Genomic DNA, 20,298 nt, shown 5'->3' with positions numbered 1-20,298 from the left:
ATTGGCACATTGGCATATTATTTAATTTGCACATTATTTAATAGGTATGACCTCCTTCTTGCATTTCCTTACTATTGATCTTATGTAGATCAAGCGCTCTCCAAGCATAGAAAATGTAGGCTAATACGAATGGGACGAGAATAGATACATAGCTCATTACTTTCAACGTGAATGGGCTTGAGCAACTATTCTGGATCGTCAATGAACTTTGTAGATCCGCCAAAGATGGGTAGTAAGCCGTATTATTCCATCCTGCGCAAAGTAATAAAGCTAATACGGTCAAGACAGTCCCTGCTCCCGCGAACCAGATGCCTTTTCTCCAAGTCTTCGAGAATATCGTTTTCCCTATGCCGAATAGCACGCCAACCACGCCAATCAATAATACGGCTAACACGATTGGCATCTCGATCAGGTTCATAAAATACTTATACGGTTGCATAAATACTTCTCCGGTATCCGGATTTACGGCAAAACCGTCCACCAACAATAAACGGATCAAGAATGTCAAGAAAAAGACGAGGAACAAGATTGTCTCCGGTATCAATTGTTTCCGGCTTTTAGCGACAATCTCCGGATCATCAATATTGTTGATAAAATAGAGTAGGGCCAGAGCTCGTGCCAAGAAGAAAACTGCCAGTCCTAGGCACAAATTCCAAAATACCAAAGCCGCCTCTAATCCATGCCAAGGATTGGCCCACGTGGAAATGACGGGCATGGCTACATCAGTCAACTGTTCTTTGTTAACAATAAATTCAGCGCCGTTAAAGAAGGTCGCTACAGCGGTTCCGAGTAAGATCGGACCTGCTATACCATTGATCATAAGAAATACTTGATACGTCTTTTTCCCGAGTAGGTTGCCTTTTTTCGCTTGATACTCGTAAGATACAGCTTGTATCACGAAGCAAAGCAAGATCAGCATCCATACCCAATAGGCTCCGCCGAAGCTTGTGGAATAAAATAAAGGGAAAGAGGCGAAGAAAGCACCTCCGAAAGTGACCAACGTAGTGAAAGTAAACTCCCACTTACGCCCGGTCGAGTTCAATAACATTTTTTGCTGTATCTCCGTCTTGCCGATAGTGAAGAGTAGAGATTGGCCTCCTTGTACAAAAAGAAGGAATACTAATAGCGCTCCCAGTAGAGATACCAGAAACCACCAGTAATGTTGTAACAATATATATGTACTATCCATAGGACTTTCTAATTAAGAATTGATATTTGAAAATTGAAAATTAGTGGGCGGCAGCTTCCGGCCCTTTCTTGATGGCCTTAACCATGATTCCAATCTCTGCGATCAGCAGGATCGTAAATAAGATAAGGAACAGGTAGAAAGTGGTCTGTACCGAGGACGGGTTTAACTTGGATATCGAAGCGCTGGTCGGCAAGATATCCTGTATAGCCCAAGGTTGACGTCCTACCTCCGCTACGATCCAACCGGCTTGTCCCGCTATATATCCTAAAGGTATAGACCATAGGCCCACGTATTGCAACCAACGTGTATTAGCGATTTTCCCTTTTTTATCCCATATCAACGTAATAATGAATAGTAAGATGAAGAAACAACCAAGGATCACCATCACACGGAAAGAATAGAATGTCAATCCTACATGCGGGATTAACTCTGCCGGATCCTTAATATAACCATATCCGAAATAGGGGAAATTTTCTTCCAAAGTTACCCTGTATTGCCCGGCGGCTGCGGTATCTTTATCTTTGACCGCTTTACGATAATCAGCTAACGCTTTGATAGCGGCTTTACCTTTCTCAATTTTTTCTTTGGCGGAGAGCGCTACCGTTCCCTTATTGGTCGTATAGCCTCCCTCTATCAAGTTTACGATACCCGGAACGTATGCGTTGATGTCACGTTCTGCTAAGAAGGAGAGGAGTTTTGGGAACTTAATGTCAAAAATAAATGCGTTCTGGTTATCCAGATAACTCGTCTTTGCCGGATTTAAGATGCCGATACCTACGAGTCCTACTCCGTTGCCACCCTCATAAAGACCTTCCATGGCGGCTAGTTTCATCGGCTGCTTTTGAGCGACTTGGTAAGCGGAGCCATCACCCGTCCAGATAATAAGGATGGAGGCTACCAACCCGAATATAGCGCTGACCTTGATACTTGACAAAGCGAATTCGGTATTCCGTTTCTTTAATAAATACCAGCAGCTGATTCCTAGTACGAACAAGGCGCCTACGATCCAACCGGACAATACCGTATGGAAAAACTTATTAATGGCGACAGGCGATAAAGCTACGGCCCAGAAATCGAACATCTCGTTACGGACCGTATCCGGATTGAAATGCATACCGACCGGATATTGCATCCATGCGTTAGCGATCAAGATCCAGAGGGCGGAAAGAGTAGCGCCGATAATCGTCAGCCAAGTGGAGGCGAGATGGAAGCGTTTGCTAACTTTGTCCCAACCAAAAAACATAACAGCGATAAAGGTGGCTTCCATAAAGAAGGCGAGAATTCCCTCGATAGCCAAAGGTGCCCCGAAGATATCCCCTACAAACCAACTATAGTTAGACCAGTTGGTTCCAAACTCGAACTCGAGGATCAATCCCGTAGCGACACCGATAGCGAAATTGATACCGAATAATTTCATCCAAAATTGGGCGGTCTTTTTCCATGCCTCATTACCTGTCCGATAATAAATCGTCTCCATAATAGCTTGGATAACGCCAAGTCCTAGTGTTAGTGGCACGAAGAGCCAATGATACATGGCCGTAAGGGCAAATTGGGCCCTCGACCAATCGATCAATGAAGTGTCAATGTTTTCAATCATATTTATTAATGTTTTAAGGATTTATTGCCCGTTGTATGAGTTCGTTCGATACGTGGTTCTCCTTCTCACTATCGCTATCGAATTGCCCGAGATAATTAGGAAAGAAGAATAATCTCAGGATAAAAAACATGATAAACAATTTGACTAGAATTATTAGCCAAAGAGTCTTGCCCAGCTTCATCTCCCGGAATCCTTCCAGATAAAAGCGATATATTCGTATGAATGCAGATTCTTTTTTCATATAGTTGTTCTCATTTAAGATAACAGTTGTTAATATGAATATGTTTTCATGTTTTTACAAATATATCCAAACCGCGTTAATAAATTACCCCCAATCCTATAGATAATATTTATGAAATTATAAATAAGATCTATCCTGTCTGTTAAAAAAAACTATTTTAAATAAGAAAGCGGTCTTTTGATCTTGTCAATAATACAGCATTGGCTATATTTGCGACAATTTGTTGCCTGTAAAGGTGTAAAGACACATGAAATATCATTGTTAAGTGCTAATCTATAAAAAATTATTACTATGTCTAACATTTCTAGAAGATCTTTTCTTCAAAAAGGTACGGCTGCCGCAGCAGCTTTGACTATTGTTCCGAGTGCGGTCCTAGGTAAAACCCATGGTCATATCGCTCCAACTGATAAATTGAATATTGCCGGTGTTGGTATCGGAGGTATGGGTAACGCTAACTTAAAGAACATGGAGACTACCGAGAATATCGTAGCTCTTTGTGACATCGACTGGAAGTACTCAAAACCTGTATTCGACCGTCATCCTCAAGCTAAAAAATACTGGGACTATCGTAAGATGTATGATGAGATGGGTAAATCTATTGACGCTGTGTTGGTAGCTACCGCTGACCATACTCATGCGATGATCACAGCTGACGCTATGACGCTTGGCAAACACGTATACACTCAGAAACCGTTGACTCACTCTGTTTATGAGTCCCGTTTGCTTACGAACTTGGCTAAGAAGTATGACGTAGCTACTCAGATGGGTAACCAAGGTTCTTCATTGGCTGAAGGTGTAGATTTGATCTGTGAATGGATTTGGAATGGTGAGATCGGTGAGGTTACTAAAGTAGAATGCGCTACCAACCGTCCTATCTGGCCGCAAGGTTTGAACGCTCCTGAGAAAGTTGATAAGATTCCTTCTACATTGAATTGGGATTTGTTTACGGGTCCTGCTAAATTGAGACCGTTTAATAAGACATATCATCCTTGGAACTGGCGCGGATGGTGGGATTATGGTACAGGTGCGTTGGGTGATATGGCTTGCCACATCTTACATCCGGTATTCAAAGGCTTGAATTTAGGCTATCCGACAAGAGTTCAAGGTTCTTCTACATTGTTATTACAAGACTGTGCTCCTAACGCTCAGCATGTTAAGTTGGTATTCCCGGCTCGTGATAATATGCCAAAGGTAGCTATGCCGGAGGTTGAAGTTCACTGGTATGATGGTGGTATGATGCCGGATCGTCCAGAAGGATTCCCTCAAGGTAAGGAATTGATGGGTGAAGGTGGTGGATTGTGTATCTTCCATGGTACGAAAGATACATTGATCTGTGGTTGCTACGGTGTTAACCCATGGTTGTTATCTGGTCGTAAACCGAACGTTCCTCAAACATTGCGCCGCGTGAAAGACGCTATGAAGGGTGGTCACGAACAAGACTGGATTCGTGCTTGTAAGGAAAGCGCAGGCAGCCGTGTTCAGACGAAGTCTAACTTCTTGGAGGCTGGTCCGTTCAATGAAATGGTTGTAATGGGTGTATTGGCTGTTCGTTTGCAAAGATTGAATAAAGAATTGTTGTGGGATGGCCCTAACATGAGATTTACGAATATCGATCCGAATGAGACAATCAAGATCATCAAGAAAGATACATTCGAGGTTATCGATGGTGACCCGAAATTCAAGACAGAGTGGACGGATCCAATTAATGCTCAAGAATTTGCCGCAGGCTTGATCAAGCACAACTACCGTGAAGGCTGGAAGTTGGTAGATATGCCGAGATAATAGTTTTAACTCAATAAATAAAATGAAAAAGTCAGTATTATTAGCAAGTGCTGCTATCATGATGTGTTATTTCACATCTTGTGGTGGTGGAAAGAAAACAGAAGAAGCTCCTGCAGCTGCTGAGACTACAACAGAAGCCGCAACTCCTGAGTACAAGCTCATGACAGATCTTCCTACTGTAGATATCACGACTTTCCCGAAAGATAAAGAGGGTAGATATGTGATCTTCGATGGTAAGACATTCAATGGCTGGAGAGGTTATGACCGTGCTGACGTTCCGGGTGCTTGGACAATCGAGGACGGAGCGATCAAAATCAATGGCTCTGGTGCTGGTGAGGCTGGTGCTTCCAACGGTGGGGACTTGATCTTCGCTCATAAGTTGGGTAACTTCGAGCTTGAGTTCGAATGGAAAGTAGGTAAAGGCTCTAACTCTGGTGTATTCATCATGATTCAAGAGGTAGAGGGACAACCTTCTTACATCTCTGCTCCTGAGTACCAAGTATTGGATAACGAGAACCACCCCGACGCTAAGTTAGGTAAGGATGGCAACCGTAAATCTTCTTCTTTGTATGACATGATTCCTGCTAAACCGCAGAACGCAAAACCGTTCGGTGAGTGGAACAAGGGTAAGATCATGTGCTATAAGGGTACAGTTGTTCACTATTTGAATAGCGATGAACCTGTTGTTGAGTATCACTTGTGGACTCCGCAATGGAAAGAAATGTTGGATAATAGCAAATTTAGCAAAGACAAATGGCCGTTGGCTTATGAGTTGTTGTTGAATTGCGGTGGCGCTAACAAAGAAGGTTTCATCGGATTTCAAGACCACGGGGATGATGTTTGGTTCCGTAACATTACTGTTAAAGTTTTGGATTAATCGTATCAAGCACATTTTAGCATAAATAACGCCCGAGGCCTAAATCTATGATTTTAGCTTCGGGTGTTGTGTTTTTAATAATCGACTTTTTCTAAACCAATTTTTTAGGACCAAGAAATGAAAATAGAACAAGGTTACACGAAAGCGCAGATGACTTGGCTGATGATGCTGCGTCTTTTTATAGGTTGGCACTTTATGTATGAAGGCCTAGTAAAAATCATGAACCCAAAATGGACATCTCTACCCTATCTACTCGATTCAAAGGGTCCCGCTGCTTCATTTTTTATCAAATTGACTCAAGACGACAGTTTGATGACAACCATCAACTTCTTGAATGAGTGGGCTCTGTTATTGATCGGCCTAGGCTTGACTTTAGGCTGTTTGTATCGTTTATCTTCTGTTGGAGGTATGATTCTTCTCGCTCTGTACACGTTATCCCACCCCTCTTTCGTGGGAGCGAGCTATATGATGCCGTTTGAAGGCTCTTATTTATGGATTGACAAGAACCTTGTGGAGTTCGCCGCTTTAGGCTTGATGTGCGTATTCCCTACATCACAAATCATAGGATTCGATCGTGTGTTAGGACGTGTGTGTCCGATATTGCATAAACTTAAATTTATTTGATACCCATGGCAACAGAAGATGCAAAGAATACTCCTTCTCAGGAGCAAATGCCCGATAAAGGACGTCGGGACACATTGAAGACATTGGCTACAGTGCCTATCTTAGGTGCTTTGGCATATGGCGTTTACCAAAAAAGGAAAGACGCTTTAAGAGGCCGTAACATATCAGATGTATTTCAGGTAAGTAACAGACAGGCCTCCTATTTAGAGCCGCAAGGCGATGGCAAGAAGATCCGTATCGGTTTGATAGGCTTCGGTATTCGTGGAAAGCAATTGATGCGTGCCGCAGGTTTCGCTGAGCCTTCTTGGATCGATAAGATGAAAGAGGCTAATAAGTTGAATAAGAAAGACACGCGTTATCAACAATATATGGAGCAAGATGATCTGAATATCGAGATAACCGCTGTTTGTGATATATTTGATGTATATGGTGAAGCCGCAGTGTTGACCGGCTCCAATATCCATCGTGAGGGTAGCGACGGTAAGTTCGGGCCTGCTCCGAAGCGTTACCGGACTTATCAAGAGCTGGTAACGGCTCCGGATGTGGATGCCGTTATTATCGCTGGTCCGGACCACTGGCATAGCACGATCGCTATGGCTGCGGCACGTGCCGGAAAGCATGTATATTGCGAGAAACCGTTATCATGGACGGTTCCTGAGACGTATATGGTTCGCCAAGTGATCAAAGAGACCGGCGTTGTATTTCAGTTAGGTCACCAAGGACGTCAGACCGATTGCTATCAGAAGGCCGAGGAGATTATCGGTAACGGATTATTAGGCCCTGTTAACTTGATCGAGGTTTGTACGAACCGTAACTCTCCAAATGGTGCTTGGGTATATGATATTATCGAAGGCTCTAATCCGAATACGATTGATTGGAAGCAGTTCGAGGGTGATCCTGAGCGTATTAAGGAATATATGGATTATATGACATCCAATAAGCTTGAAAGATATATCGGTCCGGACGAGCGTAGCAAGTTTAGTCTGGAACGTTTCTTCCGCTGGCGTTGCTGGTGGGATTATAGTACAGGTCTTTCCGGTGACTTGTTGACACATGAGTACGACGCTGTCAACCAGATCATGCATGTAGGTATACCTCATTCTGCTACTTCATCCGGTGGTGTTTATTTCTTCAAGGACGGACGTACGGTACCTGATGTATTGCAGACTACTTTCGAGTGGCCGGATCGTGACTTGACGATGTTGTATAGCGCTACATTGGCAAGTAGCCGTAACCGTGGCAAGGTGTTCATGGGGCATGATGCTTCTATGGAGGTTTCCAATATCTTGGCTATTACGGTTGACCAAGATTCCACTCGTTATGCGGATAAGATCAAGGAAGGTATTATTCCTACAGATACCCCGTTCTATACCTATGTACCGGGACAAAATAGCTCGGATTCCGTTACATCTCCTACGGAGTTGTATTTTGCTAAACGTGGTTTGCTGTATACGTATGTAAATGGTAAACGTTATGATACGACTCACTTGCATATCCGTGAGTGGCTAGAATGTATCCGTCAAGGCAAGACTCCTAGTTGTAATATCGACGCCGCTTTTCAAGAGGCTATGACCGCTCATATGGGTACTCGCGCTTATCTGGAAGGACGTACGATGTATTGGGATAAGGACAAAGAAGAGATCGTAAGAGGTGAACTTGCGTAAGTATCTAAAAAGACGATAAATAACTTTCCCAAGAAGCGAACTTCATAAATGGATGGAGTTCGCTTCTTTTATTTGTGCATGTATAAAATTTCTTCTCTTTTTTGTAACCGATTTGTGATTGCTCATGTCTTATTGATAAAAGCGAATAATTTATTAAACCTTTAAAGAATAAAAGATATGAACGAGTTGTGGATTCCTATTTTAGGTGTTATTTGTGCGGTAGGTATGCCGGTATTGTTAGGTATTATCGCTAGTTACATGACCATTAAAAGTAAGCATGAGGAAAAGATGGCGATGATTGAGAAAGGAATTGTGTTGGAAGAGGCTATGCGGCCCGAGAGAAGGCCTAATCGTTATAATACCCTGCGTAACGGTATTTTTATGATCGGTTTGTCATTGGGTGTGATTGTCGGTATGATGGTCGACTCTGCTTTCACTTACGATAGCGATTGGTTCTTTTTGTTAGTTCCGGCTATTACGATTATGTTCGGTGGAGTAGCTTTTATAATTTATTTCTTTCTTTCCCGTTCTTTAATGGAGAAGGAGAGATTGGAGGACGAGAAGAAAATGCGTCTGGAAGAATAAACGATACCGGATGGATGAGCGAAAGTGGATAGAACGTATTTTGGCAGGGGACACGCAAAGTTTCTCCTGCCTTGTCGCGAAGTATGAGAAGATGGCTTATACCATCGCTCTTCGTATCTTGGAAAATCGCGAGGAGGCAGAAGAGGCTGTACAGGATGCGTTCGTGAAGATGTATCGTGCTCTTTCCGATTTTCATTTCGATAGTAAGTTCTCAACATGGTTTTATAGGATCGTGTATCGTACGGCGTTGACGGCCTTGAGACAACAGCGTATGTTCGTGAGTTATGAGGAGGCGGGCCCTGTAGACCTTTCGAATGACGAAGTTGAATCGGCTACGGCTTTATTAGAGCGTGAGGACCGGAAAGAGATGATCGCACGTACGCTGAAAAAGCTTCCGGCTGATGAGGCCTTGTTGCTTACTCTTTATTATTTGGAGGAATGCTCGGTGGAAGAGATCTGTCAGATCACTGAATTGAGCGCTTCTAATGTGAAAGTAAAACTATTCCGTGGGCGGAAACGGTTTTATGAAGTGTTGCAAGATAAAATGAAATTAGAGACAGCTGATTTGTTATGAATATGAATGAGAAAGATATTGATCATTTGACACGTAAGTTGATGAGAGGGACGGCGGAACAACCTTCGGCCTCATTAAACTCCCGTATTATGGCATTGATTATACAAGAGAAGAAGCGGGTATATAAGTACTATATCAAGAAACGGTTTACACCTGTAGGCATTTTTAGCATGTTTGTCGCTTATATGCTTGTGTTAGTAGGCATCTTGTATTTGGTTAAGCTTTCTCCGGGCGGGGCGGAAACGGTTTTAGGTTCTTTGCGAGCCTATTTCCCGATTGTTTTAACGATTGCTTCCGGGATCTCTTGTTTCTTCCTGTTTACACAACTCGATAACTGGTTGAAGAGAGAAGAGATACGCCGGCAAAACACCTCAAAATAAAAATATCCGGTTGTAGAGACGGGGCACGCCCCGTCTCTACAACTGATTAATTGGCCTTGACTTTTAGATTTCCGTAACGATTTCCTTCGAAGTGAATCGTCGGTTGCTTTCCACCATTAATCTCATAGGTGTAATTCTTGTCACGATCCTCATCGTCAAAATGCTTGCGGGTGATATTGAAACCGTTCACGTCGCAGCTTGAATACTTCATGTTCTCCGCTACTATCCGGAAAGAAGTTTTTGCGGGAAGCGCTACCTCTAAATTCCCATAATGGGATTCTACGTTCACCTTCGAGAAAGAGGGAGACAAGTTCCGTATCTTTAAGTTACTATAGCTAAGGCTACTTACATTCAATGCATCCTTAAGGGTCCCGATTTTAGCGTCGCTGTACTTAATCTCCATGTCTAGTCTGCTTACGCTTTCAATGGTGAGATTACCATATTTAATCTCCATGCGTAAAGATTGTATATCCTGTATATCCAGATTGGAATATTTGCTGTCTATCGTTAAATCTTTAGCGTTGCGAATCTTGGCGGTTCCTACGTAGCCCAGATCCAGTTGGGCGTCCTGCAGATTTCCTACCTCGATGTTACCATATTTGGCCTCTATCATTGCGTTGGCTGTGAAATTACCCGCATTCAGGTTGCCGTATTTTACATGGATATCCATGTTGCCGTTATTATCGCTTGGCAAGTTGATGTTTCCGTATTTCTGGTTCAAGTCTGCGGCGAGCTTAGGAGGCATCTGGATATAATAATTGATCGTCATGGACTCATTATTCGAATTGCTATTCATCTCCTTCTTTATCGTAGTGACCGCTGAGACAATACCACCTATCTTCTTGGTCTCGATTTGGATACGGTCCAAGTTCTCTTGAGCACGTTCCTCGCTGCGAGCCTTACATTCTACCTCAACCCGTATAGCTACCGTATTCTGATTCCAGTGGGTAACGGTGATGTTTCCATAACGGTTTTCTACTTGGAGACGATCACCGGCGCTTACGCTGTAGGATTGGGATATCTCTTTTTTCTTGATCTTCTCTTGTGGCCTAGCTATTGCCGATAGATTGCATAGCAGCAATACGAAAGTCAGCAATACGGCGGGACTCAATTTTACGTGTGTCGTGTTCATGATTGATATGTATTAATTGTTATTACTATTTCTGGTTATCCGTGACTTGTTCCATTTGCTTAAGCATCAGCGTGAGGCCCTCCAAGCTATTGCTGTAATGTTGGGTCATGGCGAAAAGACCGTCGTTGGAACAAGGCAAGGTAGGGAGTATCGTTTCCTCGAACATATAATTATCCGTGAGGATCCGTTTGCTCTCTTGCAATAACTCCTCCGCTCCCGGTGTCCGGTCCTGTTTATACAACTTCTTCATTTGCGCCAATACGTCGTTCATTTGCATATTGTAATATAGGCGTAGTTCCTCGATCTCCTCTTGGGTCTCGCAGGTCTGGGCCGTGGTCTTTTGCGCGGGTTCCGGCAGACCGGTCCCTCCCGGCAAGCGGAATAAGAGCAACAAAGCGATAGAGGCAGCTATGGCAAAGACCGAAAGGCTGTATAAGGCCGCACGGTTCTTCCGTGGCTTCGGCAGCTTTTGCTCGAAACGTTCGAAGTGGCCTTCGGGAAGTATCTCATCTTCCTCGAATGCGTCACGGTTCGCGTCTATGAAATTCTTTAGTTTATCCATGTTTAATTGGCTGCTATAATGTCTAACAATTTCCGCTTGGCGCGTAGGTACTGGCTACGGACGCTTGGCGGTTGAATTTTCAGGATAGAGGCGATCTCTTCCATATCATATCCCTCAAAGAGGTAAAGCGAGAGGATTATGCGGTAGCCTGCCGGCAACTTCTTGGTAGCTTCCTTTATCTGTGCCACGGAATATTGGATTTCTTTCTCGTCCGGTCCGTCCGTTTCCGGTTCGGCCAGATTGTCGGAAAGCTCCTCTTGGTCCGGTGCTTGGCGGCGTACATAATCGATGGCCGTATGGATGGCGATGCGATGCATCCATGCCTCAAAGCATTGCCCGTCATGATATTGGTCCAAGCGTGTGAAGATCTTGAGGAACGAGTCCTGCATGGCTTCTTCCGCCTCGGATGAGTTGCCTACGATACGCAAGCAGGCTATATACAATCGCTGTGCGTATTGTTTGTACAACTTCAGTTGCGAGCTCCGGTCTCCCCGGCGGCAACCCTCGATCAGATGTTCGGTTACTTTGTCCATTTGTTTATATAAACGAGAGTGATGCCTTGACCGTTGCATCTTGTAGCGTAAAAATACAAAAAAAAGAAAGGCATCATCTCGACGCCTCTCCTCCTGAACTAAATGATAAAAATAAAAGTTATGTGGGAAGGTTTATTTCATGTCTGTTATATTGGAGATACTATCGTTCGTATAGCCTTGCGAAGTATCCTCCATTTTGGTCTTATCCGAATTATATTTTAATTTATAAGCCTGTTTTCCTTCGGAAGTCCAATAGTTTACGACAAGATCGACCGTCTCTCCTTTGGTATCCGGCAAGGAAGACAAATTGAACGCCACACGTCCGGCCCCGATCGTATATTGGGGATCATCGTAAGCGTTATGCCTAAACTCCAGCGTATAAGGATCATTCTCGGCATCCGGTTGGATCAGGTTGATAAAGTGGGCGGTCTTGCCTCCCCAGAGTGTCTCGAAATAGATATTCAAATATCCGTCTCCGATCCACATATTATTGTTATAAATACTTACCGGGTCCGTACCATAGATAGAATCATTAGCCGCTCCCTCGTTCTTAGCGATGGATTTCGTAAGGATGTTATGGATCGCGTTCACCTTGATATAGTGGGAGAAACCTCCTAGGTTACTTTGGGTGGAATCCGCCAATATCGTGAAGTTAACCAAGGCACGTTGGTTAGGCTTCGGCTGATAGTTCGGATAGTTCGTGGCGGCGGGCCATAGCTTATCCCCGTCATCCAGCCGTAAGTAATATACGTTATTGCCTTCCGGTACTACGGTAGCGACCGCTATCCAGATATCACCTAAAGAATACGAGTTATCGTCATCTAAGCAAGAGGGTAGGGTGAGGGATACTAAAGCGATCCCGATAACCAATAAAAAAGCTCTCAACGTCTTCATTCCTTTTGTTTCTTAAAAAGTTCACATTTCATCGTTCTATGAAGAAAGATGTAAGTTCGGGGTGAAATGCTGCAAAAGACGTTAATAAAAGATGTTAAGAACCAAGGGATTCAACGATTAGCCGTGCCGTACGCTTTGAAGCCCCGGGCATTCCTAGCGTATGGATAATCTTGTCGTATCCGTCTAGCATTCGTTTTCGATAGGCTGGATCTTGTAGGATGCGTCCTAGCTCGTCTTGTATTTGCGATTCGGAGAAGCGGGCTCCGAATAGTTCTTGTACGATCTCCCGTCCCCCGATCAGGTTCACGAGGGATATGTATTTCGTATGGAAGAAATGCTTGAAAATAAAGCTGGCCAACTGTCCGGCTACGACGTAGTAGCAAACGACTTGCGGAACCCGGAACAGGGCGGTTTCCAAGGTTGCCGTGCCGGAGGTTACCAAGGCGGCGGCACTATGTTGTAGCAAGGGATAGGTTTTACCAAACACGATCTTGGCAGGATAAGAGCCTATGTATTCTTGATAGTAGGCAGGATCGATGCCTGGTGCTCCGGCTATTACCGGCTGGTAGTCGGGATATGCGGAGGCTACTTTCAGCATGGTCGGTAAATTATCCTTGATCTCTTGTTTGCGGCTACCGGATAGCAAGGCGAGGATAGGCTTGTTGGCCAATCCTTCCTCTTTGATAAATGTATCTTTGGGGATCGCTTGATGCTCCTTGTAATAGGCTACGGAGTCTACAGAAGGATTTCCTACGTAATCTACCGAATAATTAAGCTTCCGGAAAAACTCGGTCTCGAACGGCAGGATGCAGAACATACGATCTACATAACGCCGGAAGTCCCTGATGCGGTATTGTTTCCAGGCCCATATCTTGGGGGATATATAGTAATATACCGGGAGACCCAATTGGGTTTTCACATATTTGGCGATCTTCAGGTTGAATCCCGGGTAGTCAATTAAGATGACGACATCTGGTTGATAGCGGCGGATATCCTCTTGGCACGTCTTCATGTTATTTAAGATGGTGCGCAAGTTCAGCAATACCGGGATAAAGCCCATGAACGCCATTTCCCGGTAATGTTTGACAAGGGTTCCTCCGACGGCTCTCATCAGATCGCCGCCCAGAAAGCGGAACTCGGCCTTCGGGTCATTCTCTTTCAGGGCTGCCATCAAATTCGAGGCGTGCAGGTCTCCGGAGGCTTCTCCGGCTATCAGGTAATACTTCATGAATTGAAAATTGAGAATTGAGAATTAAAGGATCCAGTTGTTTAGGGTGGCCATGAAGTCGTAGTCCGTAACGTCAATCTTGCAGGGGACTAGGGAGGCGTATCCGCTGTCCAGCGCAAGCATATCATTGTCCGGGTGGATGGGTTTGGCGCTTTCGAAAGCTCCTGTCAACCAGAATACGGGCTCTCCGCTGGCGTTCTCGGAACGCTTGAATTCACGTACCCAACGGCCATCCGCTTGGCGACAAACTTTCAACCCTTTCACTTGCGGTAGCTTCGGCACGTTGAGGTTTAAGTAGGTTCCGTGCGGTAAGCCTTCTTTTAATACCCGGCGTGCCAGCATACGTCCAAGACGGCAGCATTCGGAGAAGTCGGCATCGGCCGCATGGTCCAGTAAGGATACACCCATGGAAGGGACGTTGAAAATACATCCCTCGGCGGCGGCACCCATCGTTCCGGAATAATTTACGCAGATAGCCATATTCCCCCCGTGGTTGATACCGGAGACTAACAGATCGGGCTTGCGCTCCAAAACCTCATTAATCGCTAATTTAACGCAATCAACCGGTGTCCCGGTGCAACTATAGATGGTAAGTCCTTCCTCCTTTTTCAACAAGGTATACTTGATAGGAACTAAAGATGTAATGGCACTACCCATCCCGGAACGAGGTCCATCGGGAGCGAATACCACCAAATCGCCTAGATCTTTCAGGCACTCAATCAATTCGTTAATACCTTTGGCCCATACGCCATCATCATTCGTAATCAGAATCAACGGTCTCTCGTTTGTCATATCGTTTTATCCTTATAGTTGTCGTACAAAGGTAACAATAATTTGCGAACAATGGTTGGGGTGTGAGGGATGGGAGTTGTCCTTTCGCCTAATCAGTTGTTGATCAAGCGAAAGGTCTCAGATTATTATAGTTTCTCTATTTCTTCTATGGAGAGGCCGGTGGCAAAGGCGATTTGCTCTATACTAACTCCTAATTTCTTAAGATTAAGTGCTATGGAGTGTTTCTCTTCCTGTCGTCCTTCTGCTTTTCCTTCTGCTTTTCCTTTTTGCAAACCTTCTTGCAATCCTTTTTCCATCCCTTTTTTCATGCCTTTCTCGACGGCGAAGTCCAAGGTGTTGTAATAATCATTATACATCTTCCACTCCGCCTCGTACTGCGCCCGTTGTTTGGGGGTGAGGTTCGCCATGGATCCGATGCGTTCCAACCGCTCGAATATGGCCTTGCGTGCCTTGAATGGCATTCTGTCTAATGTGTCCATATGCTTTAGTACATAAATCCAACGTTCAAAATCGGTCTCGCATTCTTCCTCCTCTTTGTTGAATCGGGGAAGCTCAATATAGATCTGGCGGAACTTGGGGTTGAATACCTGTCCGTTCTCTCGGTCCGCTAGCACGATGTCCCTTCGGAACTTTCCTTCGTTCCTGTTATTGTTTGGCCTGTTCTCCTCGTCTAGCGGGAAGTTCAAGAAAAAAACACCGTACACGGCCGCCAGCTCATAGTCCCATGTTCCCTTTATCCCCTGTTCCACCACCGAGTGCGAGAGGTAATACAAGGCCCTGTCCTTGAAGTGGGGCTGTTCCCTGTTCTGCATCTCGATTATGATCCGTTCGCCCTTGTCGGTCTCGCAATGAATGTCAAAGATGACTTTCCTTCCTTGCTCTGTCTCGGGCAATCGCTCATTGTTCATGATTCTCAAGTCCATGATCGTATGCTCCCCTTCGAGGAGGTCGTTCAGGAACTCGATTAGTATGTCCTTGTCCATTTCCCTACCGAATATGTGCTTGAAGCCGAAATCGGTGAAGGGATTGATAAATTTTCCCATAGTGTTTATAGGTTTTAGTGATTAATAATGAATAATAGTATAATGAGACGGGGCATCCTGTCTTCCGGTTGTAAAGATACTACTTTTTTAATAGGATAGGCATCGTTTTAGCTTTTAAGAAAACACGTACGAGTTTTTTCGGAAACACGTACATGTTTTTCGAAAAACTCGTACGTGTTTTTTGAGAGGCATAATGTAACTACTTCAAATACCGGATCAGCCGATAAATCGTGGGGATAATTTTCCTGAATGTATATTCCACCAAGGGATAGTATGGCCAGGCACTACATGATCTGATCATTTCACATTCGTGAAGAGATCTTTTCACCTACGTGATACAATCGTTTCGCATAGGTGAAAAGATTGTATCACAACCGTGAAACGATTTCATGGGCAGATAGAGCAAGCTACTGCCGATAATGTTTGTATTAAATAGAAAGGCTCAACGGTAACAACTCTTCGTAGGCATCTCTGCGCTCCCTTTCACATCCTTCACAACATATCACTGACATAAAGCAAGTTGACCGATGTGAAACGTGTGATAAACAAATTAAAGTGTAGATAAAAGTACATTGCGAGATTATTCCCACTATTTATCGGGGGAGCCTGAAAAAGTCGATTCTCTGGGAGTTAAGAATACAAAATGTCAAAGTGTTACTTTGATATAGATATACAATGTACGCATGTACATTTAGTATATGATAGAAAAGTTTGTATGATTAATAAATGCTTTTCTAGTATAGAAACGACTAGTTTAAACGATCGATTCTTTTAGTCATTTGCAAAGGTACGCATTTCTTCGATACTTGCAACCCTTCCAGACGATTTTTTTATCGCTTATTCTCTTTCTTATCAATAGGATAGGTTATCCTTCACGAAACAAGCGATTCCTTCAACGAACCTCCCGTTTCGACGCTCAAAAACGCAAGATTTAGACGATCGTTTAGACTAGTCGTTTTTAATAGCAAACGACGATTTTCAATTAGTCTAACAGGTTGATTATCTTAATAAACACTAGTATTAATATTAATTTATTTATTATGAACAAAAAGTTTTCTACTCTTTTGGCAGGTGCTGCGCTTGTTGCTGCGGTATCTGCTAATGCGCAGAATCTTGCTGATGTTAAGGACGGAGTGGCTCTTGACATTAACAAAAGTGCACAAGCTTTGCCTACGTATGACAAAGATACCAAAGGCGGCCTTTATCAATTGAGAGATGCGAATGATCAGATCTTGATGATGAAGGAAGTGAATGGCGAATATTCATTGGTCGCAATGAGTGCCAATGATAAGGATTTTGTTTTGAAAAATACGTTATGGTGTGTGACTACTCAGCCGTATAGTCAAGGTCAAGCGGTAAAATTCGATTTCATGAACAAGGGTACTGGCATGATGTTGGATATCGCTATGGGTGATGATCTGAAAAGTGCGGATGGTAAGAAGGGCTATTGGTGGAAGCCTATAATCGGTGGTGAGATCTCTGGTTGGGCCTTTTCTTCTGTATTGAATAAGTTGGAGAAGAATGTTCCTTTGTATTCTCACTTTAGCACAGACTCTGTTATTGGTTTGTTGAACGATAACGGAACTATCAAGGTCGCTAAATATGCCTTGAATGATGTAAAGGTAGATCCTACAGCTGCTACAGACGTTACAGATCTTTCAAACCTTTCAACTGAAGCGAAGAATACGTTCTCTGGCTTTACTTTGTATCAAGCAGAAGATATCGTATTAGATGCGGATCAATTGAATAAGATTTTCGATTTGCAGGATGCTGATGCGGGTGTTAAATTGAATTTCTCTCCGGATGTTAAGGGTACCAGCTTAAAGAATCCGTTCAACGAGAAGGAATTTATCGCTGAATCTACAGGTGATAACAAGTATTACGATGTGAATGCTAGCAGTACTGCGACTTTGACAAATGGCGAATGGCTTTATGTGACACGTAAGAACGATGATAATAAGGACACTTATTTGAAGGTCGATACAGCTTATACAAATGAGACCGGTGCCAAGTTCTTGGCTTATGGCTGGACTGGTCCTAGCAAAACACAAGAGGCTATTGATCGCTTAGGGGATTTACAAGATCAACATAAGTTCTTATTTGTTTATTCTCCTAGCAAAGATGAATTGAAGATCTATGTAAAAAAGATCACTTGGAGAGGTGATGATGATAAGGTAAAATATTGGAAAGAGATTTATCAAAAGACAGACAACCAAAGAAATAACTGGCGTGTGTCTTTGCAAGATTTGATCAAGGATGAGACTCGTATCTTGACCGTTGATTATTCCAAACAGAATACAACCATCAAATTAGGTTATGGTGGTTGCGAGGCTGATCAATCAAAGACCTCTGTTAAGGATGGTGTTTACTACATCATGAACAAGAAGGGTGAGTACTTAGCTTCTCCGATCTATGAGAATGGCGTGATTCGTTGGACTACCGTGAATGCTGATGAGCAAAATGTAGCTCATATGCCAGCCTATCAATGGGTTGTTTTGAAGACAAACGCTAAAGATCAGAATAATCTGTCTTCAGTAACAGCTACTAACCGTGAGTTTGATGATGCGAAAGGAACATTTAGTTTGTATAAGAATGCTGATACGGAATATGTATATACAAAAAGCAATGTAGAATTAACACAAGATGGTGTTTCTTCTAAATTTACAGTAGCAGCGAAGAGTGACTTACGTTTTGTAGAGGTTCCGGCCGAGGCTGTATCTGATTCTTTGTTAGGTTATAAGAACTTAACGAACGATGAGTTGAAGGTTAATAAATATACATTTAATTACTGGCATCCGTATGCGACGGATAAATACATCGCTAAGTCTTCTAAAGACTCTACTTTGACAGTTAATGTTGGTGTATCTGCCTTTAATGTAGATACTGCTAAGAGAAGTGCAAACAGCTCTGTATATGCGGTAGAGAAGTTTGGTTTCAAGGTAGAGAAAGAACATCAAGATCGTATCAAAGGCTTGAAACAACTTTATAGAACGGCTTATGTAGTGAAATTAAATGGTATTGGCTTAGCTATCAATAAAGAGGATAAGTTCAATGTACCTACTCATAACGATTATCGGACTACAGGCGAGAATAAGGTGGTTACTCCGTTCTTCTTCAAGGAGAATAATGAGATCAAAGAAACGGGTAAGTGTTATTATGCGATCTTGTCTACTGAAAAAGACACTAAAGATGTAAACGATGTACATTATTCAATTTCAGATGACAACAAGGCTGGTGTATCTGACTATGATGGCTCTGCTACATTGAAATCTCAAGTATTGAAAGAATCCAGAACATCCGCATTCGCTATCGAACCGGATGAGACTCCACTGTACCGTCGTTTCAAATCTCTTGAGCTTGAAGGTAATGAAGGTGACAAGGCTGATACATTACGTTTCATCGAGAAATATCGTAAAGAGTACTTGCAAGTTGAGAACAACAAGAATTTCATGAATGGTGATATCGATTTCTTAGGTATCTACACTCCGGATAAGACGGAAGATGGCTTGTCATTCATCGTTGATACGGCATGGGTAAATCGTGGCGCTGGTAATATCAAACCTCAGTATTTGATCTCAATCGATCGTAACGACTTCGAGGGTACACCGGGTGTTGCTTGTACATATACTCATAATCACTATGACAATGAAGGTAACAAGGTAGACGCAGCGCACTGTTCACATGCTACTCCGGCTATCCCCGGTTTCGAGAGAGGTAAGTATTTGATCAACTTCCATGATTTCGCTTTGAAACATGATAAGGCTAATACTTCCGATGCGAAGAAAGACGCCGCTTATATGTGGAAGAAATATGATCGTGCCGGTTTCGTAGAGGCTGTTCGTGTAGCTGATACATTGTTCATCTTGAGAGACGAATTCAAGAACTTGAAGAATGAGGAGATCACGATTGAGGCTTTAAATAAGGCTGAGGAAGCAGCTTGGGCTGCCGCTAAGAAGGCTGGTGTAAGCAAGGATAACTTCGTATCTTACAAATATGTTTTATCTGGTGACAACCACAAGTATGTGACTTGGTCAATGCGTTTCGTTAACAGAAATGCTGCCGCTAATGAGGTTGAGGCTGATAGATCATTCTTGTTCGAATCAATGCAGGCAGATGGTCTTGACATCGCTCCTACAAAAGCTGCTTGGTTGAAAATGCAGAATGGTTGCTTGGTATTGTCTGATAAAGATGATTCTAAGTTTGACGAAACTGCTACCGGTGGTGATGACGCTTTAATCTTCAACGTAGAGCAAGGTGACGATATCGCTACAGATAACGAGACAATCGATGCTGTAGAAGGTGTTTCCATCACAACTGATAATGGTACTGTAACTATCCAAGGCGCTGCTGGTAAATCAGTAGTTATCTCTAACATCTTAGGTAAGGTAGTCGCTGAGACAGTTCTTACATCTGATAACGCAACAATTGCCGTACCTGCCGGTATCGTAGCTGTAGCTGTTGATGGTGAGGAAGCTGTTAAAGTGGTTGTTAAATAATTAAACAAATAGATAGGTCAAGAGATGGGAGAATCCCCCATCTCTTCCTTTAAGAAGATATTTATAATTCTGAAATTCCCGTGTGGAGATAGATTCTTCAAGTAC

General features: G+C 43.3%; 18 protein-coding genes. 8 read left to right on the top strand and 10 right to left on the bottom strand.

Going from position 1 to position 20,298, the window contains the following annotated elements:
* Positions 1–37: 37 nt before the first annotated feature.
* From BDI_RS13240 to BDI_RS13230, 3 genes are read right to left on the bottom strand one after another with little or no spacing between them, the layout of a single operon-like run.
* A complete protein-coding gene (locus BDI_RS13240; RefSeq protein WP_005861074.1) occupies positions 38–1,189 on the bottom strand; it encodes a cytochrome d ubiquinol oxidase subunit II in 1,152 nt (383 codons plus the stop codon).
* Positions 1,190–1,229: 40 nt separating this feature from the next.
* Entirely contained in the window at positions 1,230–2,786 is a 1,557-nt protein-coding gene (locus BDI_RS13235) for a cytochrome ubiquinol oxidase subunit I (protein WP_011966930.1), read from the bottom strand.
* A gap of 13 nt (positions 2,787–2,799) precedes the next feature.
* Positions 2,800–3,027 carry a DUF4492 domain-containing protein gene (locus tag BDI_RS13230; RefSeq protein ID WP_005861078.1) on the bottom strand — a complete coding sequence of 76 codons (228 nt, stop codon included), beginning with the start codon at positions 3,025–3,027 and terminating at the stop codon, positions 2,800–2,802.
* 291 nt (positions 3,028–3,318) lie between these two features.
* On the opposite strand from BDI_RS13230, the gene BDI_RS13225 reads away from it, so the two are divergent.
* The 7 genes from BDI_RS13225 to BDI_RS13195 all read left to right on the top strand — a co-directional run bounded on the left by BDI_RS13225 (position 3,319) and on the right by BDI_RS13195 (position 9,513).
* A complete protein-coding gene (locus BDI_RS13225; protein WP_005861079.1) occupies positions 3,319–4,809 on the top strand; it encodes a Gfo/Idh/MocA family oxidoreductase in 1,491 nt (496 codons plus the stop codon).
* 22 nt (positions 4,810–4,831) lie between these two features.
* A complete protein-coding gene (locus BDI_RS13220) occupies positions 4,832–5,686 on the top strand; it encodes a 3-keto-disaccharide hydrolase (RefSeq protein ID WP_008780652.1) in 855 nt (284 codons plus the stop codon).
* A 117-nt stretch (positions 5,687–5,803) separates the two neighbouring features.
* Positions 5,804–6,310, top strand: coding sequence for a DoxX family membrane protein (locus BDI_RS13215; protein WP_011966929.1), 507 nt, complete (start codon positions 5,804–5,806; stop codon positions 6,308–6,310).
* A 5-nt stretch (positions 6,311–6,315) separates the two neighbouring features.
* Positions 6,316–7,974: a Gfo/Idh/MocA family protein gene (locus BDI_RS13210; RefSeq protein WP_011966928.1), complete on the top strand. Its 1,659-nt coding sequence runs from the start codon at positions 6,316–6,318 to the stop codon at positions 7,972–7,974.
* A 177-nt stretch (positions 7,975–8,151) separates the two neighbouring features.
* A complete protein-coding gene (locus BDI_RS13205; protein ID WP_008773927.1) occupies positions 8,152–8,559 on the top strand; it encodes a DUF6249 domain-containing protein in 408 nt (135 codons plus the stop codon).
* A gap of 10 nt (positions 8,560–8,569) precedes the next feature.
* Entirely contained in the window at positions 8,570–9,133 is a 564-nt protein-coding gene (locus BDI_RS13200; protein WP_008773926.1) for an RNA polymerase sigma factor, read from the top strand.
* A 2-nt stretch (positions 9,134–9,135) separates the two neighbouring features.
* A complete protein-coding gene (locus tag BDI_RS13195) occupies positions 9,136–9,513 on the top strand; it encodes a hypothetical protein (RefSeq protein ID WP_227742501.1) in 378 nt (125 codons plus the stop codon).
* 46 nt (positions 9,514–9,559) lie between these two features.
* Here the strand turns inward: BDI_RS13195 and BDI_RS13190 are convergent, their stop codons facing one another.
* The 7 genes from BDI_RS13190 to BDI_RS13160 form a co-directional block, all read right to left on the bottom strand.
* Entirely contained in the window at positions 9,560–10,645 is a 1,086-nt protein-coding gene (locus tag BDI_RS13190; RefSeq protein ID WP_005861094.1) for a hypothetical protein, read from the bottom strand.
* Between the two features lie 25 nt (positions 10,646–10,670).
* On the bottom strand, positions 10,671–11,207 hold the full coding sequence (locus tag BDI_RS13185) for a hypothetical protein (RefSeq protein WP_008773924.1): 537 nt from the start codon (positions 11,205–11,207) through the stop codon (positions 10,671–10,673).
* 2 nt (positions 11,208–11,209) lie between these two features.
* Complete coding sequence (locus BDI_RS13180) at positions 11,210–11,740, bottom strand: RNA polymerase sigma factor (protein WP_011966926.1); 531 nt, start codon at positions 11,738–11,740, stop codon at positions 11,210–11,212.
* A gap of 132 nt (positions 11,741–11,872) precedes the next feature.
* On the bottom strand, positions 11,873–12,634 hold the full coding sequence (locus tag BDI_RS13175; RefSeq protein WP_005861100.1) for a NigD-like protein: 762 nt from the start codon (positions 12,632–12,634) through the stop codon (positions 11,873–11,875).
* Positions 12,635–12,728: 94 nt separating this feature from the next.
* On the bottom strand, positions 12,729–13,862 hold the full coding sequence (lpxB, locus tag BDI_RS13170) for a lipid-A-disaccharide synthase (protein WP_005861102.1): 1,134 nt from the start codon (positions 13,860–13,862) through the stop codon (positions 12,729–12,731).
* Positions 13,863–13,886: 24 nt separating this feature from the next.
* Positions 13,887–14,654 (bottom strand): 5'/3'-nucleotidase SurE, encoded by a 768-nt coding sequence (surE, locus tag BDI_RS13165; protein WP_011966925.1) that lies wholly within the window; start codon positions 14,652–14,654, stop codon positions 13,887–13,889.
* A 125-nt stretch (positions 14,655–14,779) separates the two neighbouring features.
* Positions 14,780–15,697, bottom strand: a complete 918-nt coding sequence (locus tag BDI_RS13160) for an Rpn family recombination-promoting nuclease/putative transposase (RefSeq protein WP_011966924.1) — start codon at positions 15,695–15,697, stop codon at positions 14,780–14,782.
* Between the two features lie 1,040 nt (positions 15,698–16,737).
* On the opposite strand from BDI_RS13160, the gene BDI_RS13155 reads away from it, so the two are divergent.
* Positions 16,738–20,193, top strand: coding sequence for a DUF6383 domain-containing protein (locus BDI_RS13155; protein ID WP_011966923.1), 3,456 nt, complete (start codon positions 16,738–16,740; stop codon positions 20,191–20,193).
* The last annotated feature ends 105 nt before the right edge of the window (positions 20,194–20,298 follow it).

This window comes from Parabacteroides distasonis ATCC 8503 (assembly GCF_000012845.1).
Taxonomy (GTDB): Bacteria; Bacteroidota; Bacteroidia; order Bacteroidales; family Tannerellaceae; genus Parabacteroides; species Parabacteroides distasonis.
The sequence above is the reverse complement of the archived record's forward strand: the minus strand, read 5'-3'. Positions and strand labels throughout refer to the sequence as shown.

What these genes read in the sequence shown, in the direction of transcription:
- lpxB (WP_005861102.1), bottom strand. Translation starts at nt 13,862, where the DNA reads ATGAAGTATTACCTGATAGCCGGAGAAGCCTCCGGAGACCTGCACGCC.
- BDI_RS13190 (WP_005861094.1), bottom strand. Translation starts at nt 10,645, where the DNA reads ATGAACACGACACACGTAAAATTGAGTCCCGCCGTATTGCTGACTTTC.
- BDI_RS13210 (WP_011966928.1), top strand. Translation starts at nt 6,316, where the DNA reads ATGGCAACAGAAGATGCAAAGAATACTCCTTCTCAGGAGCAAATGCCC.
- BDI_RS13230 (WP_005861078.1), bottom strand. Translation starts at nt 3,027, where the DNA reads ATGAAAAAAGAATCTGCATTCATACGAATATATCGCTTTTATCTGGAA.
- BDI_RS13240 (WP_005861074.1), bottom strand. Translation starts at nt 1,189, where the DNA reads ATGGATAGTACATATATATTGTTACAACATTACTGGTGGTTTCTGGTA.
- BDI_RS13215 (WP_011966929.1), top strand. Translation starts at nt 5,804, where the DNA reads ATGAAAATAGAACAAGGTTACACGAAAGCGCAGATGACTTGGCTGATG.
- BDI_RS13180 (WP_011966926.1), bottom strand. Translation starts at nt 11,740, where the DNA reads ATGGACAAAGTAACCGAACATCTGATCGAGGGTTGCCGCCGGGGAGAC.
- surE (WP_011966925.1), bottom strand. Translation starts at nt 14,654, where the DNA reads ATGACAAACGAGAGACCGTTGATTCTGATTACGAATGATGATGGCGTA.
- BDI_RS13220 (WP_008780652.1), top strand. Translation starts at nt 4,832, where the DNA reads ATGAAAAAGTCAGTATTATTAGCAAGTGCTGCTATCATGATGTGTTAT.
- BDI_RS13195 (WP_227742501.1), top strand. Translation starts at nt 9,136, where the DNA reads ATGAATGAGAAAGATATTGATCATTTGACACGTAAGTTGATGAGAGGG.
- BDI_RS13160 (WP_011966924.1), bottom strand. Translation starts at nt 15,697, where the DNA reads ATGGGAAAATTTATCAATCCCTTCACCGATTTCGGCTTCAAGCACATA.
- BDI_RS13175 (WP_005861100.1), bottom strand. Translation starts at nt 12,634, where the DNA reads ATGAAGACGTTGAGAGCTTTTTTATTGGTTATCGGGATCGCTTTAGTA.
- BDI_RS13225 (WP_005861079.1), top strand. Translation starts at nt 3,319, where the DNA reads ATGTCTAACATTTCTAGAAGATCTTTTCTTCAAAAAGGTACGGCTGCC.
- BDI_RS13205 (WP_008773927.1), top strand. Translation starts at nt 8,152, where the DNA reads ATGAACGAGTTGTGGATTCCTATTTTAGGTGTTATTTGTGCGGTAGGT.
- BDI_RS13235 (WP_011966930.1), bottom strand. Translation starts at nt 2,786, where the DNA reads ATGATTGAAAACATTGACACTTCATTGATCGATTGGTCGAGGGCCCAA.
- BDI_RS13200 (WP_008773926.1), top strand. Translation starts at nt 8,570, where the DNA reads ATGGATGAGCGAAAGTGGATAGAACGTATTTTGGCAGGGGACACGCAA.
- BDI_RS13155 (WP_011966923.1), top strand. Translation starts at nt 16,738, where the DNA reads ATGAACAAAAAGTTTTCTACTCTTTTGGCAGGTGCTGCGCTTGTTGCT.
- BDI_RS13185 (WP_008773924.1), bottom strand. Translation starts at nt 11,207, where the DNA reads ATGGATAAACTAAAGAATTTCATAGACGCGAACCGTGACGCATTCGAG.